The organism is Cedecea sp., assembly GCF_036500665.1.
Lineage (GTDB): Bacteria > Pseudomonadota > Gammaproteobacteria > Enterobacterales > Enterobacteriaceae > Cedecea.
On sequence record NZ_DASYBS010000138.1, the window covers coordinates 35,280 to 53,032 of the forward strand.

At 58.0% G+C, this 17,753-nt stretch carries 15 protein-coding genes and 1 pseudogene; 12 read left to right on the forward strand and 4 right to left on the reverse strand.

The genetic code is table 11. The features are described from left to right. Positions 1-7: 7 nt before the first annotated feature. The 10 genes from VGM55_RS21795 (at position 8) to VGM55_RS21840 (ending at position 11,177) form a co-directional block, all read left to right on the forward strand. On the forward strand, positions 8-934 hold the full coding sequence (locus tag VGM55_RS21795; RefSeq protein ID WP_331636673.1) for a respiratory chain complex I subunit 1 family protein: 927 nt from the start codon (positions 8-10) through the stop codon (positions 932-934). 17 nt (positions 935-951) lie between these two features. Then, complete coding sequence (locus VGM55_RS21800; protein WP_331636674.1) at positions 952-2,661, forward strand: hydrogenase large subunit; 1,710 nt, start codon at positions 952-954, stop codon at positions 2,659-2,661. 136 nt (positions 2,662-2,797) lie between these two features. Continuing rightward, positions 2,798-3,340 carry a formate hydrogenlyase complex iron-sulfur subunit gene (locus VGM55_RS21805; RefSeq protein ID WP_038477388.1) on the forward strand — a complete coding sequence of 181 codons (543 nt, stop codon included), beginning with the start codon at positions 2,798-2,800 and terminating at the stop codon, positions 3,338-3,340. Then, entirely contained in the window at positions 3,340-4,104 is a 765-nt protein-coding gene (locus tag VGM55_RS21810; protein WP_331636675.1) for an NADH-quinone oxidoreductase subunit B family protein, read from the forward strand. Before VGM55_RS21805 ends, VGM55_RS21810 begins: the two co-directional genes overlap by 1 nt. After that, complete coding sequence (locus VGM55_RS21815) at positions 4,104-4,514, forward strand: formate hydrogenlyase maturation HycH family protein (RefSeq protein WP_331636676.1); 411 nt, start codon at positions 4,104-4,106, stop codon at positions 4,512-4,514. The genes VGM55_RS21810 and VGM55_RS21815 overlap by 1 nt, the downstream gene beginning before the upstream one ends. Next, positions 4,507-4,986, forward strand: a complete 480-nt coding sequence (gene hycI / locus VGM55_RS21820) for a hydrogenase maturation peptidase HycI (RefSeq protein ID WP_154187321.1) — start codon at positions 4,507-4,509, stop codon at positions 4,984-4,986. Before VGM55_RS21815 ends, hycI begins: the two co-directional genes overlap by 8 nt. Before the next feature lie 145 nt (positions 4,987-5,131). Beyond that, positions 5,132-5,677: an electron transport protein HydN gene (gene hydN, locus VGM55_RS21825; protein WP_154187514.1), complete on the forward strand. Its 546-nt coding sequence runs from the start codon at positions 5,132-5,134 to the stop codon at positions 5,675-5,677. A gap of 37 nt (positions 5,678-5,714) precedes the next feature. Further along, a complete protein-coding gene (fdhF, locus tag VGM55_RS21830) occupies positions 5,715-7,865 on the forward strand; it encodes a formate dehydrogenase subunit alpha (RefSeq protein ID WP_331636677.1) in 2,151 nt (716 codons plus the stop codon). Between the two features lie 53 nt (positions 7,866-7,918). Further along, positions 7,919-10,177: a carbamoyltransferase HypF gene (gene hypF / locus VGM55_RS21835; protein ID WP_331636678.1), complete on the forward strand. Its 2,259-nt coding sequence runs from the start codon at positions 7,919-7,921 to the stop codon at positions 10,175-10,177. After that, positions 10,155-11,177: a HoxN/HupN/NixA family nickel/cobalt transporter gene (locus VGM55_RS21840; protein WP_154187323.1), complete on the forward strand. Its 1,023-nt coding sequence runs from the start codon at positions 10,155-10,157 to the stop codon at positions 11,175-11,177. The genes hypF and VGM55_RS21840 overlap by 23 nt, the downstream gene beginning before the upstream one ends. A gap of 40 nt (positions 11,178-11,217) precedes the next feature. On the opposite strand, the gene avtA is transcribed toward VGM55_RS21840, so the two are convergent. The 4 genes from avtA to VGM55_RS21860 form a co-directional block, all read right to left on the reverse strand. Continuing rightward, complete coding sequence (gene avtA / locus VGM55_RS21845; protein ID WP_154187324.1) at positions 11,218-12,471, reverse strand: valine--pyruvate transaminase; 1,254 nt, start codon at positions 12,469-12,471, stop codon at positions 11,218-11,220. A gap of 246 nt (positions 12,472-12,717) precedes the next feature. Further along, a complete protein-coding gene (locus tag VGM55_RS21850; RefSeq protein ID WP_331636679.1) occupies positions 12,718-12,921 on the reverse strand; it encodes a hypothetical protein in 204 nt (67 codons plus the stop codon). Between the two features lie 325 nt (positions 12,922-13,246). Then, positions 13,247-15,277, reverse strand: a complete 2,031-nt coding sequence (locus VGM55_RS21855; protein ID WP_331636681.1) for an alpha-amylase — start codon at positions 15,275-15,277, stop codon at positions 13,247-13,249. Positions 15,278-15,395: 118 nt separating this feature from the next. After that, positions 15,396-16,151, reverse strand: coding sequence for a hypothetical protein (locus tag VGM55_RS21860; RefSeq protein WP_154187326.1), 756 nt, complete (start codon positions 16,149-16,151; stop codon positions 15,396-15,398). A 347-nt stretch (positions 16,152-16,498) separates the two neighbouring features. Between VGM55_RS21860 and VGM55_RS21865 the strand changes: the two genes are divergently transcribed. Further along, positions 16,499-17,335, forward strand: coding sequence for a protein bax (locus VGM55_RS21865; RefSeq protein WP_154187327.1), 837 nt, complete (start codon positions 16,499-16,501; stop codon positions 17,333-17,335). A gap of 202 nt (positions 17,336-17,537) precedes the next feature. Further along, positions 17,538-17,735, forward strand: a pseudogene (locus tag VGM55_RS21870) (xylose isomerase); the annotation flags it as partial. Positions 17,736-17,753 lie beyond the last annotated feature (18 nt).

Here is a 17,753-nt window from a genome sequence, read left to right on the forward strand (position 1 = left end):
AACTGATATGACTACGTTTTTATTTGCCCTGATCCAGGCGCTGGCGCTGTTTTTTGCCGCGCCGCTGCTGTCCGGCATTACCCGCGTGACGCGAGCCCGCCTGCATAACCGCCGTGGCCCCGGCGTGCTGCAGGAATACCGGGATCTGTTCAAGCTGCTGGGTCGCCAGAGCGTGGCGCCCGCCGCGTCCGGCTGGGTTTTCCGCCTGATGCCGTTCGTGATGGTTGGCGTGATGCTGACCATCGCCACCGCGCTGCCGGTGGTGACGATTGCCTCGCCGCTGCCGTCATTAGGTGACCTGATCACCTTAATTTACCTGTTCGCCATCGCCCGCTTCTTCTTCGCCATCGCCGGGTTAGACACCGGCAGCCCGTTCACCGGGATTGGCGCGAGCCGTGAAGCGATGCTCGGCGTGCTGGTCGAGCCGATTCTGCTGCTTAGCCTGTGGGTGGCCGCTCAGGTTGCGGGCAGCACGCACATCAGCAATATCGCCGGGGCTATTCACGCCTGGCCGGTGGCGCAAAGCCTGACGCTGGGGCTGGCCTTCGTCGCCTGCGCTTTTGCGACCTTCATTGAAATGGGCAAGCTGCCGTTTGACCTCGCCGAAGCTGAACAGGAGCTGCAGGAAGGGCCACTGTCTGAATACAGCGGCGCGGGTTTTGCGGTGCTGAAGTGGGGTATTTCCCTCAAGCAGCTGGTTGTTCTGCAAATGTTTGTCGGCGTGTTCCTGCCGTGGGGGCAAATGAGCGCCTTTAGCTGGGGTGGACTTGTTCTCGCCGTGGCGCTGGCCGTCGTCAAGCTGGTGGCGGGCGTACTGATTATCGCGCTGTTTGAAAACAGCATGGCGCGCCTGCGTTGGCTTGAAACCTCGCGCATTACCTGGGCCGGTTTTGGCTTTGCCTTTTTAGCCTTCGTCTCCTTGCTGGCGGCGTGATTTAAGAGAATTTATCGATGTCTGAAGAAAAAATGGGTCAACAGTATCTTGCCGCGCTGCATCAGCAATTCCCGAATGCCGTGCTCGACGAAGCCTGGCAGACGAAAGATCAAATCACCGTCACCGTGAAGCTCAACATGCTGCCGGACGTGGTGGAATGGCTTTACTACCAGCAGGGCGGCTGGCTTTCGGTGCTGTTTGGGAACGATGAACGCCAGCTGTGCGGCAGCTATGCGGTGTATTACGTGCTGTCGATGGAAAGCGGCGTCAAGTGCTGGATCACCGTGCGTGTGGAAGTGGACGCCGACAAACCGGAGTTCCCGTCCGTGACGCCGCGCGTTCCTGCCGCCGTTTGGGGCGAGCGCGAAGTCCGCGATATGTACGGCCTGCAGCCGGTTGGCCTGCCCGATGAACGCCGTCTGGTGCTGCCGGACGACTGGCCTGACGATCTCTATCCGCTGCGTAAAGACAGCATGGATTATCGCCAGCGCCCGGCACCGACCACCGACAAAGAGACCTACGAGTTCATCAACGAACTGGGGACGAAAAAGAACAACGTGGTGCCGATTGGCCCGCTGCACGTTACTTCTGACGAACCGGGCCACTTCCGCCTGTTCGTCGATGGCGAAAACATTATCGACGCCGATTATCGCCTGTTCTACGTCCACCGCGGCATGGAGAAGCTGGCGGAAACCCGCATGGGCTACAACGAAGTCACCTTCCTGTCCGACCGTGTGTGCGGCATTTGCGGCTTTGCCCACAGCACCGCCTATACCACCTCGGTCGAAAACGCGATGGGGATTGTGGTCCCGGAGCGCGCGCAGATGATTCGCGCCATCCTTCTGGAGGTTGAGCGCCTGCACAGCCACCTGCTGAACCTCGGCCTGGCCTGTCACTTCGTGGGCTTCGACTCCGGCTTTATGCAGTTCTTCCGCGTGCGCGAAATGTCGATGAAGATGGCGGAGATCCTGACCGGGGCGCGTAAAACCTACGGTCTGAACCTGATCGGCGGCATCCGCCGTGACCTGCTGAAAGACGACATGATCCAGACCCGCCAGCTCGCCCAGCAGATGCGCCGGGAAGTGAAAGACCTGGTGGATATTCTGCTGAGCACGCCGAACATCGAGCAGCGCACCGTGGGCATTGGCCGCCTCGACCCGCAAATCGCCCGTGACTTCAGCAACGTCGGCCCAATGGTTCGTGCCAGTGGCCACGCCCGCGATACCCGCGCCGACCATCCGTTTGTGGGCTACGGCCTGCTGCCGATGGAAGTGCATAGCCTCGACGGCTGCGACGTGCTTTCCCGCCTGAAAGTGCGCATCAACGAAGTCTTCACCGCGCTAAACATGATTGATTTCGGGCTGGATAACCTGCCTGGCGGCCCGCTCGCCGTGGACGGTTTTACCTACATTCCAAACCGCTTTGCGCTGGGCTTTTCGGAAGCGCCGCGCGGGGACGATATCCACTGGAGCATGACCGGCGACAACCAGAAGCTTTACCGCTGGCGCTGCCGGGCGGCGACCTACGCCAACTGGCCAACGCTGCGCTACATGCTGCGCGGCAACACGGTGTCAGATGCCCCGCTGATTATCGGCAGCCTTGACCCTTGCTACTCCTGCACCGACCGCATGACGGTGGTGGACGTGCGCAAGAAGAAAAGCCAGGTGGTGCCGTACAAAGAGCTGGAGCGCTACAGCATTGAGCGCACCAATTCGCCGCTGAAATAATTTTGATGTCTGGTCGGTGATGAGCAGCCCCTAACCCTCTCCCCAAAGGGGAGAGGGAACTGGATCGAGCTAGCTTTCCCCCTCTCCCTTTCAGGGAGAGGGTCAATCACTAAGACCAGGCAAACAAGGAAAACGCATGTTTAACTTCATCAAAAAAGCCATCAAGGGCGGCGTGGCAACCGAGTCTTATCCGCTCCAGCCCATTGCCGTGGACCCGAATTTTCGCGGCAAGCCCGAACACAACCCGCAGCAGTGCATCGGCTGTGCCGCCTGCGTTAACGCCTGCCCGTCCAATGCGCTGAGCGTTGAGACCGATCTTGCCGCCGGGCAACTGCAGTGGAGCTTTAACCTCGGGCGCTGCATCTTCTGCGGGCGCTGCGAAGAGGTTTGCCCGACTGCCGCCATCAAGCTTTCGCAGCAGTACGAGCTGGCGGTATGGAATAAAGCCGACTTCCTGCAGCAGGCCAGCTTCCCGCTGTGCAACTGCCGCGAGTGTGGCCGCCCGTTCGCCGTGCAAAAAGAGATCGACTACGCCATTGCGCTGCTTGAGCACAACGGCGATTCCCGCGCGGAAAGCCGCCGTGGGGCATTTGAAACCTGCCCGGACTGCAAGCGCCAGCAAAGCCTGGTGTCTTCCGACCGGATCGACTTTAGCCGTCAGATGAGGGAGGCCAGCTAATGAGTAACCTACTGGGGCCACGTGACCAAAACGGCATGCCGGTGCCGATGACGGTGGACGAATCTATCGCCAGCATGAAGGCATCGCTGCTGAAAAACATCAAACGCTCCGCCTACGTTTACCGCGTGGACTGTGGGGGCTGTAACGGCTGCGAAATCGAGATTTTCGCTACGCTTTCACCGCTGTTCGACGCAGAACGCTTTGGCATTAAAGTTGTTCCGTCCCCCCGCCATGCCGATATTTTGCTGTTTACCGGCGCGGTAACCCGCGCGATGCGCTCTCCGGCACTGCGTGCCTGGGAATCGGCTCCCGATCCTAAAATCTGCATCTCTTACGGTGCCTGCGGCAATAGCGGCGGGATTTTCCACGATCTTTACTGCGTCTGGGGCGGTACCGACAAAATCGTGCCGGTCGACGTTTACATCCCCGGCTGCCCGCCAACGCCTGCCGCCACGCTGTACGGCTTCGCGATGGCGCTTGGCCTGCTGGAACAAAAGATCCACGCCCGTCCGGCAAGCGAGCTGGACGTAGAACCGGCAAAAATCCTGCATCCGGAGATGGTGCAGCCGCTGCGCGTGCGCATTGACCGCGCCGCTCGTCGCCTGGCGGGCTACCGCTATGGACGCCAGATCGCCGACAGCTACATGACTAACCTGACGGCGGGAAGCGACGCCGTTCAGCAGTGGCTGAGCGCGGAAAACGATCCGCGCCTGACGGAAATCGTCACTAATCTTGAGCATCTGGTCCATCAGGAGCGCGTGTAATGAGCGAGTCGGTGGTGTTCTGTCAGCTCAGCCGCAAGTTTGTCGACGAAAACGACAATACCCCGGCTGACGCCCAGCAGGTGGTCTACTACAGCCTGGCGATTGGCCACCATCTGGGGGTGATCGACTGCCTGAAAGAGAGCCTGGTTTGCCCGCTTGAAGCTTATCAGGCGTGGGTAGCTACGCTTGAGGCCGACGGCGAGGCCCGGCGCAAAATGAACGGCGTGCCGCGCTACGGTGAAATCGTTATCGACCAGAACCACGTGGTGATGCTGGCCCGCGCGTTTGATGCGGCAAAGCCGACGCAAACGGCTGAACAGCAGGGCTGGAGCCAGGCGCTGCTCGATATGCTTCAGGCCATTCAACAGGAACCCGCCATCTACCTGATGGTAAGGAGACGCTATGACTAAGGTGCTGCTTTGCGTAGGCAATAGCATGATGGGTGACGACGGCGCAGGCCCGCTGCTGGCCGAAAAATGCCAGGCCTCCCCGCAGGGCGACTGGGTCGTTATTGACGGCGGCAGCGCGCCTGAAAACGACGTCGTCGCTATCCGCGAGCTGCACCCGGAACTGCTGCTGATTGTGGATGCCACCGACATGATGCTCAATCCCGGCGAGATTCGCGTCATCGACCCGGACGACATCGCCGAGATGTTTATGATGACCACCCATAACATGCCGCTCAACTATCTTATCGATCAGCTTAAAGAAGATGTCGGTGAAGTGGTGTTCCTCGGTATTCAGCCGGATATCGTCGGCTTTTACTACCCGATGACGGAGGTGGTAAAAGCGGCGGTGGAGCAGGTTTACCAGCGGCTGGCGACGTGGTCCGGTTACGGTGGGTATGCCCAGTTGACGGCGGAAGAAACAGAAGGCCTGTAAGTCACTAATGACATCGTCATTAGTGTCGATGTCATCTTCTTTCATTGCTCATTTTAATTCAATGCATTGAAATTATTGGTTTTTAATTTTTGGCACGGTTTGTGAATAAGCCTTCGCGATAACACACTTATTGCAGGAGTTTATGATGAACCGCTTCATCATTACCGATTCGAGCAAATGCATCGGCTGCCGGACTTGCGAGGTGGCCTGCGTTGTCTCCCACCAGGAGAGCCAGGACTGCTCGGCGCTGACCCCACACACTTTCTTACCGCGCATTCACGTCATTAAAGGCGTGAACGTCTCTACGGCCACCATGTGCCGCCAGTGCGAGGACGCGCCCTGCGCGAACGTCTGCCCTAACGGTGCCATTAGTAGAGACAAAGGCTTTGTCCATGTGATGCAGGAACGCTGTATTGGTTGCAAAACCTGCGTCGTCGCCTGCCCTTATGGCGCGATGGAGGTCGTCGTGCGCCCGGTTATTCGTAACAGCGGTGCCGGGCTGAACGTGATGGCGGAAAAAGCCGAGGCCAACAAATGTGACCTCTGCTACCACCGCGAGGCTGGACCGGCCTGCCTGGAAGCCTGCCCGACCAACGCGATTCTGTGCGTTGATCGCAACCGGCTGGAACAAATGAGCGCGGAAAAACGCCGCCGTGCCGCGTTAGATGCCCCTGCGGCTCTGACGTTCTAATCCCTTTGAATTTCAACTTTTAACAGGTCTGTTACTGATGAAAAAAATTACCAGCGTCTGCCCTTACTGTGGCGCGGGCTGCAAACTGAAACTGGTCGTTGAGAACAATAAAATACTTCGCGCCGAAGCGGCCGAGGGCGTGACTAACCAAAACGAACTCTGCCTGAAAGGCTACTACGGCTGGGATTTTCTTAACGACACCAGGCTGCTGACCCCTCGTCTTACGCAGCCGATGATCCGCTACAAGAAGGGCGGCAAGCTGCAGCCGGTCAGCTGGGAAGAGGCGATTAGCTATACCGCTCAACGCCTGAAGGCGATCAAAGAGCAGTTCGGCCCACGCGCCATTATGACCACGGGTTCCTCGCGCGGAACGGGGAACGAAACCAACTTCGTGATGCAGAAATTCGCCCGTGCGGTGCTGAACACTAACAACGTCGACTGCTGCGCCCGCGTGTGCCACGGCCCTTCCGTTGCCGGGCTGCAGGCGACGCTGGGTAATGGGGCGATGAGCAACTCTATCGGCGATATCGAAAACTCCAAATGCCTGCTGGTGGTGGGCTATAACTGCGCCGACTCCCATCCTATCGTGGCGCGCCGGGTGATTAAGGCCAAAAGCAACGGCGCCAAAATTATCGTCTGTGACCCGCGTCGCATCGAAACCGCCCGCATTGCCGACCAGCATCTGCAAATTAAAAACGGCTGCAATATGGCGCTGGTGAACGCCTTTGGCTACGTGCTGCTGGAAGAGCAGCTGTACGACAAAGAGTACGTCGCCAAATATGCCGAAGGGCTGGATGCCTACCGTGAAACCGTGAAGGACTATGCGCCGGAGGACGTCGAGCATCTAACCGGCGTTCCGGCTCAGCAGGTTCGCCAGGCGATGCGCACCTTCGCCGCGGCACCTTCTGCCACCATCATGTGGGGCATGGGCGTGACCCAGTTTGGCCAGGCCGTAGACGTGGTAAAAGGGCTGTCCAGCCTGGCGCTGCTGACCGGAAACCTTGGGCGTGAAAACGTCGGCGTTGGCCCGGTGCGCGGGCAGAACAACGTGCAGGGTGCCTGCGATATGGGCGTGCTGCCTAATCAGTTCCCCGGTTACCAGGATGTGGTTGATCCCGAGGTTCGCGCGAAGTTCGCTAAAGCCTGGGGTATCGATCCGGCGGTAATGGATGACAACGTTGGCGTGCGTATTACCGAAGTGCCGCACCTGGCGATAGAGGGCAAGGTTAAAGCCTATTACATCATGGGCGAAGATCCGCTCCAGACCGAAGCGGACTTGGGGCTGGTGCGCAAAGGGTTTGAGGCGCTCGACTTTGTGGTGGTGCAGGATATCTTCATGACCAAAACCGCCGAAGTGGCGGATGTACTGCTGCCGGCGACTTCCTGGGGCGAGCACGGCGGCGTCTTTACCTGCGCCGATCGCGGCTTCCAGCGTTTTGAGAAAGCCATTGAACCGAAGTACAACGTGAAGCGCGACTGGGAAATCATCAGCCTGCTTTCGACGGCGATGGGCTACCCGATGCACTACGAAAACAACCAGCAAATTTGGGATGAGCTGCGCGAGCTGTGCCCGCTGTTTTATGGCGTGACCTACGAAAAAATGGGCGATATGGGGCACGTGCAGTGGCCTTGCCCGACGCTCGATCATCCCGGCACGCCGTATCTCTACAAGGGGAGCAAATTCGACACGCCGACAGGCAAAGGTCAGCTGTTTGCCGCCGCATGGCGCGCGCCAGCCGAAGTTCCCGACGACAGCTACCCGCTGGTGCTTTGCACCGTGCGTGAAGTTGGGCATTACTCCTGCCGCTCGATGACCGGTAACTGTGCCGCGCTGCAAACTCTCGCCGACGAGCCCGGCTTTATGCAAATCAACCCGCTGGATGCGGAAGCGCTGGGCATCAAAGACCGGCAGCTGGTCTGGGTAAGTTCGCGTCGCGGCAAGGTTATCAGCCGCGCGGACGTGAGCGAGCGCATTAACAAAGGCTCCGTCTACATGACCTATCAGTGGTGGATTGGCGCCTGTAACGAGCTGACGCAGGACAATCTCGACCCGATCTCCAAAACGCCGGAAACCAAGTATTGTGCGGTGAAGGTTAGCGCGATTGAGGATCAGGCCTGGGCCGAGAATTACGCGCAAACGACCTACAACAACATGAAGGCGCGGCTGCGCGAAGCGGTGGAAGCGTGATTTTTACCCTCACCCCCGATCTGTCCCCTCGCCCCTCCGGGGAGAGGGTTAGGGTGAGGGGCACCGAACTGCGCATTCGCGGCAAAGTGCAGGGCGTTGGCTTCCGCCCCTTTGTCTGGCAAATCGCACAGCGGCTGAAGCTGGTGGGCGATGTCTGCAACGACGGCGAAGGCGTTGTGGTTCGCCTGGCGACCAGCCCGGAAGCCTTCCTGAGCGAGCTTTACCAACACTGTCCGCCGCTGGCTCGCATCGACAGCGTAGAGCAGCAGCCAATGTACTGGGATCCTCTGCCTGAGGACTTCAGCATTCGCCACAGCGGCAGCGGCGCGATGGACACCCAAATCGTGCCGGATGCCGCCACCTGCCCCGACTGCCTGCGCGAGCTTAACGACCCTGCCGACCGCCGCTATCGCTACCCGTTTATCAACTGTACCCACTGTGGGCCGCGCTTCACCATCATCCGGGCGATGCCTTATGACCGCCCGTCCACGGTGATGGCGGCGTTTCCGCTTTGCGCCGCCTGCGATGAAGAGTATCGCAACCCGATGGACAGGCGTTTTCACGCGCAGCCTGTCGCCTGCCCGGGCTGTGGGCCGCAGATCTTCTGGCAGCAGGGAGAACAACGACTCGAGGGCGAGCTGGCGCTTGCACAGGCCGTCGCGGCGCTGCGTGAGGGTAAAATCGTAGCGGTGAAAGGCCTTGGCGGTTTTCATCTTGCCGTGGATGCCGGTAATCACGCCGCCGTTGAACGCCTCCGGGCGCGTAAGCAGCGGCCTGCCAAACCGCTGGCGGTGATGATTGCCACGACCGAAGGACTGCCCGAGCAGGCCGTGGCGCTGCTTTCAACTCCCGCTGCGCCGGTAGTGCTGGTGGCAAGCAACTGCCTGCATGGGCTGAGTGCTGCCGTGGCGCCGGGGCGGAATGAAATCGGCGTGATGCTGCCCGCCAATCCCCTCCAGCACCTGCTGGCGCAGGACTTCAGCGGCCCGCTGGTGATGACCTCCGGCAACCTGAACGGCAGACCGCCAGCTGTTGATAATGCCCAGGCTCTTCAGGATCTTGAGGCTATTGCCGACGGCTTTCTGCTGCATAACCGCGACATTCTTCAGCGCATGGACGACTCCGTTGTGCGCCCCAGCGGCGAAATGCTGCGTCGTGCACGGGGCTTTGTGCCCGATGCACTGCCTTTGCCTGCGGGCTTTAAAGACCTGCCGCCGATTCTGGCGCTGGGCGGCGATCTCAAAAATACCTTCTGCCTGGTTCGCGGCGGGCAGGCGGTGCTCAGCCAGCACCTTGGCGATCTGACTCAGGAAGGCGTGGAGGCTCAATGGCAGCGTTCGCTGGCGCTGATGGGCGAGATCTACGGCTTTACAGCTGAACATGTCGCGCTCGACGCTCACCCCGGATACCACAGCTCGCAGCTGGGGCGTGACATGGCGCTGCCGGTCACCGAAGTGCTGCATCACCACGCCCATGCGGCGGCCTGCCTGGCCGAACACGGCTGGCCGCTGAACGGCGGCAAGGTGATTGCCCTTGCGCTGGACGGCATTGGTTATGGTGAGGACGGCAAGCTTTGGGGTGGGGAATGCCTGCTGGTGAACTACCTGCGCAGCGTACACCTTAGCGGGTTGCCTGCCGTGGCTCTACCGGGTGGCGATTTGGCGGCCGTGCAGCCGTGGCGCAACCTGCTGGCGCAGTGCGAGGCGTTTGTACCCGGCTGGCAGTGCTATCCCGAAACGAAAGCTGTCAGGGCGCAAAACTGGCAGCCGCTGGCAAAAGCCGTCGCGCGGCGGGTTAACGCTCCGTTGGCTTCCTCCTGCGGGCGACTGTTTGACGCGGTTGCCGCCGCGCTTAACTGCGCGCCCTGGCAACAAAGCTATGAGGGTGAAGCCGCCTGCCGCCTTGAAGCCCTGGCGCTGGACGCTGGCCCCTGCTCACATCCTGTCACGCTGCCGTTGGTGAACGGTCATCTCGATCTCGCGGCGTTCTGGCGGCAGTGGTTTGGCTGGCAGAGCGAGGCCGGCGCGCGGGCCTGGGCGTTCCACGATGCGCTGGCGAAAGGCCTTGCTGAGCTGGTTCGCCATCATGCGTTGCTGACCGGTGTGACCACCGTGGCCTGCTGTGGCGGCGTACTGCACAACCGCCTGCTGCGTGAGCGCCTCGCGTTCTACCTCTCCGATTTTAAAACTCTCTTCCCGATGCGGCTTCCGGCCGGCGACGGGGCACTTTCCCTGGGGCAGGCAGTGGTTGCCGCTGCCCGCTATTTGAATCACCACAAGGATAAAAAAGATGTTAATGCGTGTTCTTCGTGACAACCCACGAGCCGGCCTGCTGCTGGCGGTTTTAGTGGCGGCTAACTTTGCCGCATGGGCCTGGGCGCTGGTGGCGTTTAACCACAGCTCGGCGCTGATGGCAGCAAGCCTGCTGGCCTGGTGCTATGGCCTGCGCCACGCGGTAGATGCCGACCATATTGCCGCGATTGATAACGTGACCCGCAAAATGATGCAGCAGGGAAAGCGCCCGTTTGGCGTGGGGGCCTGGTTCTCGCTGGGCCACTCAAGCATTGTTATTCTGGCCTCGGTCGCCATTGCGGCGACGGCGGCGGCTTTCCAGCAAAAAATGGACTGGTTCCATGACGTTGGCGGCGTTATCGGTACCGCCGTCTCTGCCTGCTTCCTGCTGGCAATGGCGCTGGTAAACCTCGTTATTTTGCGCGGCGTGTGGCGTAACTTCCGCCAGCTTAAGCGCGGTGAGCCGCTGTCCGCAGATGCGACGGAAATGACCGGCGGCGGTATGATGAGCTGGCTGTTTAACTCGGTTTTCCGCCTGATCGGCAAAAGCTGGCATATGTACCTGGTCGGCTTCCTGTTCGGTCTGGGCTTTGATACCGCGACCGAAATTGGCGTGTTGGGCATTTCTGCCGCCAGCGCCTCCAGCGGGATGTCGATCTGGTCGATTCTGGTGTTCCCGGCGCTGTTTGCCAGCGGCATGGCGCTGGTGGATACCCTCGACAACGTGATCATGGTTGGCGCTTACGGCTGGGCGTTTAACAAGCCGCAGCGCAAGCTCTACTACAACATGACGATTACCGGAACGTCTGTGGTAGTGGCGCTGTTTATCGGCGGCCTTGAGGCGCTGGGCCTGCTGGCGGACAAGTTCGGGCTTGAGGGCGGGATCTGGCAGTGGGTTGGCGCGCTCAACGATAACCTCGGCAATGCCGGATTTGTCGTCGTCGGGTTGTTTATCGCCTGCTGGGGAATTTCGATGCTGAACTACCGCTGGAAAGGGTACGACGCTTTAGTGGTGAGATAAAAAAAACGGGGCCTTGAGCCCCGTTTTCTATTGCTACTTGTTACTCGGCTTCCGCCCACGCTCGCTCAATCTCTTCGGCCAGGATTTTCACCCCCGCCTCAATCTTTTCCGGCTCCGGCACATAATTCATGCGCATGCACTGGTGCGTGTGCGGCCACGGCTTGTCCAGCCCGGGGAAGAAGTAATCGCCCGGCACCATCAGCACGCCGCGCTTTTTCAGGCGCTGGTACAGCAGTTCGGTGGTGATCGGCAGGTCTTTAAACCACAGCCACAGGAAGATAGCGCCTTCCGGTTTGTGAATCAGGCAGCGCTCCGGCGACAGGTAGCGGCGAATAACGGCGATAGTTTCATGCACGCGCTGGTAGTAGAACGGCTTGATAACCGTCTCGGACAGGCGCAGCAGATCGTTACGCTTAATCATTTCGCAGGCCATCGCCGGGCCAATCCCGCCCGGTGCCAGGCTAATGATGCCGTTCATGTTGCTGATGGCGGAGATGATTTTCTCGTTAGCGATGATTATTCCGCAGCGGCTGCCCGGCAGGCCGAGCTTGGACAGGCTCATGCACAGGATGATGTTCGGGTTCCACAGCGGGCGGGCTTCGCTAAAGATAATGCCGGGGAACGGTACGCCGTAAGCGTTATCGATAACCAGCGGAATACCGTGCTGGTTGGCCAGCGCGTCCAGCTTCATTAGCTCTTCATCGGTTATCACGTTGCCCGTCGGGTTCGTTGGGCGTGAAACGCAGATCATGCCGGTATCTTCGCCGATATGCAGATGTTCGAAGTCAACGTGGTACTTAAACTGGCCTTCCGGCAGCAGCTCGATGTTCGGGCGAGTGGAGACAAACAGATCTTCTTCAAGCCCGGCATCCGCGTAGCCGATGTACTCCGGCGCCAGTGGGAAAAGCACCTTTTTGGTGCGGCCATCCGCATGACGTCCGGCGAAAAGGTTAAACAAGTAGAAAAACGCGCTCTGACTGCCGTTTGTCAGTGCAATATTCTGTGGTTCGATGTCCCAACCCAGTTCATTGCGCAGCATGCCGGCAAGCAATTTTAGCAGTTCACTTTTCCCCTGCGGACCGTCGTAGTTGCATAGCGTGTCGGTCAGTTTGCCGCTGGCCAGCATCTCGGAAAGCAGCTGCTGGAAGTAGTCGTTCATCGCCGGGATTTGCGCAGGATTACCGCCGCCAAGCATGATGGCACCGGGCGTGCGCAGGCCGTCGTTGAGATCCTCCATCAGGCGGGTGATGCCTGCATGGCGGGTGAATTTGTCGCCGAAAAGTGAAAACGTCATAACGTGGGTCTGCTGAATACTTTTGAAAAGAGGCTAACCATAGCGCTACAAATTACGCCGTGCAAACCCGGTAAGCATAGCCACTATTGGCGAATATGCTGTGGGATTTGTGCGGTGTAGCAGGATATGTTGAATGGTGGCGGCATCATTGATGCTGGCTCTTATGATATTTTCTATGGGGAAACGGATGAAGTTCCGTTCACCTGTAGATCTATTTTCTCTGTACGTTCAGAGACGGTGAACGTGTCAGGTGGCATTACGCCATGCCCCCTGACGACCCCCGGCGCCCGGCGAGCTCATCGCCGCTGAAGCGGTAAACCCACCGGCCATCACCCAAACATTCGGGGTCGTTCGCGATTCGTTCCCGACGATCGCTCTCTTTCGCTGCTCCCGGCAGCTCCACCCCGCCTGAGTTGGGTCATAACCGGGGGCGATGAGAGCCGGGAACAAGGGCGTGGCTGTGAGGCTTACAGCGACTGTGACGCTCTGTGTAGCTGCGGATTTGAAGCGAGGCTCGGTTCCGGCTTAAATCGCCTCCGTTTTCTCTCCGACTGGCCGGAGGCTGAGAGCGTCGGGAACGCATCTCAGCCGACCCAGGACTGGGAGATAAAACGGAGGTCTGCCGCTTTAGTGGTCGATTTATTTGGCCGGGAGTCCGGGTTCTCGGGGAAGTGACGGTGACTTCCCCGAGTCGTTCACCGGTTCGGTGGTGACATATGAAACCGAACTGGAAGTGAACGGAACCTTAGCCGAACTTAAATAGTCGATATGACGACTATCGATTCCCCGCCCACACCACCATCACCTTGTCATCGCCGCTGACCCGGCTAAAAGCATAGCCCTGTGCGACGCTCAACGTCGTTTGTTTTCCTGCGCCGATGGCCTGATGGCGGGCGCGGAACTGGCTCAGCTTCTGCCAGTGGGCAAGCGTGGCGGCTTCCTTCCCGGCGGCATCCTGCCAGTTCATGTCCGAGCGGGTTCCCTGCAGCGGGTCAGAACCCGTGGGGCCGAACGGCCTCTGGGTTTCATCGCCGTAGAAAATCTGCACCGCGCCCGGCGTCAGCATCAGCAGTTCTGCCGCTTTTTGCCCGCCCTCCCGGAACAGGCGGGTATCGTGAGAGGATAAATAGCTCAGCACGTTGAATTGCTGAAGCTTCTCTGACATTTGCTGCCAGGTGGGGTCAATCGTGGCCAGGCACTCCACCGCTTTGGCCGCCTGTTCCTGGTAGTCGAAGTTGATCATCGCGTCGAAGCCGCTGGCGTAGTAATCGCTTTTCATCACGCCGTGGCCCCAGGCTTCGCCCGTCATCCAGAACGGCGCGTCATCGATTTTTTTGTCCGGGTTGGCCCGTTTCCATTCGGCTAATGCCGCGCTGGACTGCGTTTTTAATTGCTGCCAGGCCGCTTTTTCAACGTGTTTTGCGGTATCAACCCTGAAGCCGTCGATGCCATAGTCACGTACCCATTGGCTAAGCCAGTGGGTCAGGTAATCACGAACGGTGTAGCCTGCTATCGCTTTCGCGGCCGTATCCGGCTTGTGGCGGTAAAATATCGGGAGTTCTGCCGGAGCGGTCGCTTCGGTTTTTAAATCGGGCAAGAAGGCGAGCGACATAGTTAAGTCGTCGAAGCCTGGATTATCGTAATCGCCAATGTCCGTTCGGATCCAGGCTTTGCCCCACCACTTATCCCATGCGGCTTTGTCGCTAAAGTTGATGTAGTCGTTAAAGCTGTGCCAGCTTTGGCCCGGCGCAGGCTTCCAGTCCGTCCAGTTCTTGCCGAGCGTTTTCCTGAGTTCGTCACCTTTAAGATACAGCGCGCCAAACTGATATTCCTGCATGTCGGCAAGCGTCGCATAGCCGGCGTGGTTCATGACAACGTCAAACAGAATGCGGATCCCGCGCCTGTGGGCTTCATCCACCAGTTGGCGGAGATCGGCTTCGTTACCCATGTTGGCGTCAAGTTTCGTCCAGTCCTGGGTGTAGTAACCGTGGTAGGCGTAATGCGGGAAGTCGCCTTTGGTGCCGCCGCCCACCCAGCCGTGAATTTGCTCCAGCGGGGAGCTTATCCAGAGCGCGTTAACGCCAAGCTGCTGCAGGTAATCCAGCCTGTTAGTCAGCCCGGCGAGATCGCCGCCGTGGAAGGTGGCAATTTCTTGCATACCGTCTTTGTGGCGGCCATAGCTGTTGTCGTTTGCGGGGTTGCCGTTTTCAAAACGGTCGGTGAGAACGAAATAGACCGTCGCATTTTGCCAGCTAAACGGGGCTGGCTTTTCTACGGCTGCGGACTCCAGCAGCAGTAAACCGTCGCTTCCGGCCGCGGGCATCAGCGTGATATGGCCTTGCTCAACCTTGGCCGTGTTTCCACTATAGAAATCCCGCACCAGTGAGCCTTCCGGGAAGGTACTGCTGACGTCGACGATGAGCGGCTTTCCATCCCATTTCGGGCACTGCGCCACTGTTTGCTGAGGCTGACTGCTGGCCTCCGGCTGAAGGCTCAACATCAGCGTTGGCGTCCCGCTGCGGGTATCTATTTGCGCCTGGTACTCTCCGGCGCGGAAAAGCCGCCACGCCGGGGCGTCCCCGGCGCAAGGCGAAAGGGACAGAACCTGATTCAGTTTGATGGCCTCTGAGGGCTGCCAGCATTGGTTATCTAGCTTCAGATTAAGCGGCAGCGAGCCTTTATCGAGGTGAGCGGCGCTGGTGAACAGGCCCGGGCCCGTTTCCTGAAAAGGAGGCAGTCCCGGTGTGCTCCAGCCCGCGTACGCGAGGTAGGGTGTGAGTAAAAGACAGAGAGAAAGCCGTTTCATACGCATCATCCAGCGGGGATTTATTGCGCAGTTTGCCACCGTCCCGGGGGGATTCGCTCATCCTGCGCCTACGTTATGCAGGGTGGAGCCGCAGGGGTGAGTGACGGCGTTAACGTTTTTATTTATTCGTCAGCCAGTGGCCGAAGTGGGCGCTCAACGTATTGCGGGTGGCCAGCAGCTCATCAATAGTTTTGGTGAGACGGGCGTTCAGGGTTTCGCATTGCTCAAAACTGTAGTGGTTGTCGGCGCGCAGGCTTTCGAGTTTTTCATGTAGCACGGTGACTTCCGCTTCTGCTTTGTAGCGCGCTTCCTGCTGGGTTTTTATCAGCTCGTCTGCGGCTTCCAGGCGCTGATGCAGCTCGGCTTTTTCGCGCTGATGAATTTCAACAAGCCCGGATCCAGACTCTTTCTGCCGGTTCAGCAGGCTTTTTAGCTCGTCGATTTCTCGCTGCATCACGCTGCGCACCAATGCCGATTCTTTGAGGTGCATTTCCTGGCTAATATTCAGCGCTTTCTGGAGCTCTGTGACCTGTTTTTCAAATTTATGCAGGCGCGTGGTGGTTTCCGCGGTGTCGCTCTGAGCGTAACGTTGCTGTGCTTCACGCAGTTGGATAAGCAGGCTGGCTGAGAGTGACTCGGCGTCTTTCAGGCGACGAAGGGTTTCCGGTGAGTCCTGATAGACCGTTTTGGTCTGCGGCGGTTTTTCACTGATGCGGACAAGATTGACGTTCACTAATGCTGCGCTGACCTCGGCCTGAATTTGCTCTTTGTTATGCAATTTCATTCGGTTACAGGCGCTGGCCAGGAAGCTTGCGGCTTCATTAGCGTTCGCAGTAGCAAAGGCTTTTTTTATCAGGTTTTGCACCAGGCTCATGTTGCCAGTTTTCCTGTATTAAAATGTTATCTGAGCGCCTTAACCCCGGTTACACCCCGCCCTGGTCATCGCCGCCGCCATCCTAAAATATAACCAATAATCTCACTCTCTAAACGCGGGAATAACCCTCAGCAGTTCATTTTTTTCCTGCCGCATGAACTGTGATTAACCCCCGAATTTTACAATACTTTTTGCCACCATAAGAAGTTCATTGGTGACATTGTTTCGGAATAGTACTATTTCTAAAGGTGCTCTGAGCGGTTATTTTTGGTATAATTCGCGTCTATTTTTCTAAAACCTTTTATAAAATAAGGCACTGGAAACGATCGATCCGACCAGGAGAGCTAATGATATCACCCCCATTCCGACGATTCGGGGCCGCGATACTCATGCTGCTGACCGTGGGCTTTTCAAGTCACGCGTTCGCCAGTAAACATGAGCCCAAATCGCACACCAAGGCCCATATAACGAAAGTAAGCAGTAAAAAAGCGGTAAGTAGTAAGCTGGCAAGTAGTAAAAAAGAGTATTCTCGCAATAGTGAAAATGGTTCGCTTCCTGATTTGCGAAAATACCCTTCCGGGACACCAAGGAAAAAAGCGTTTCTCCGGACGGTCATGCCATATATTACCCGCCAAAATGCCGCGATTACCGCCGATCGTAACTGGTTGATTTCAAAACAGTACGAGAAACGCTGGTCGCCGAGCGAGCGTACGCGCCTGAAAGAAATCACCCAGCGGTATAAGGTGGCATGGCGCGGCAACACTAATCGTGTGCCGTGGAACACGTTGCTGGAGAAAGTCGACATTATCCCTACCAATATGGTGGCGACGATGGCGGCGGCGGAAAGCGGCTGGGGCACCTCTAAGCTTGCCCGCAGCAACAACAACCTGTTTGGCATGAAGTGTACGAAGCGCCACTGCAACAGCGAGCCGGGTAAAGTGAAAGGCTACCTGCATTACGGCTCTCTGAATGAAGGCGTTAATGCCTACGTTGCTAATCTGAATACCCATCCGGCCTATTCTTCGTTCCGTAAAGAGCGCGCCAAGCTGCGCAAAGCGGATCAGGAAGTGACGGCCAACAATATGATCCACAAGCTGAAAGGGTATTCGACCAAAGGCTCCAGCTATAATAATTTTCTTTTCGCGATGTATCAGAGTAACCAGCGTTTCATGCTGCCGAATTAATTCTGATTTTGATCGTACATTTATTTCAATGCCCTCTTCGGAGGGCATTGTTATTTATGGTTTTAAACGCAAATTGATTTTTACGGCGATGGTTTTTATTAAAAACTAACGTTATCGATATTATCGGTTCCTCCGTCTTTTCACTTAATTCTGCATCACACTCTCTTGTAAAAAAACCATCACATCAGCGATTCTCCTATCTGACCTCAGGCTTGATAAACGTGTCGCTAAACGTTACGCCGGGTGGAATAGTGAGCTGGGCCAGCAAATTCTTAAAGGCCAGATATCCCTCGCGCAGCGCGCGCAGTACGCTGAGCAGCACAAGCTGGCCCCGCAGCATCAGAGCGGGCATCAGGAGCTTTTAGAAAACCTGATTAACCACTATTTGTTCGATAACTAAACTTGCCTGCGCCGCCGA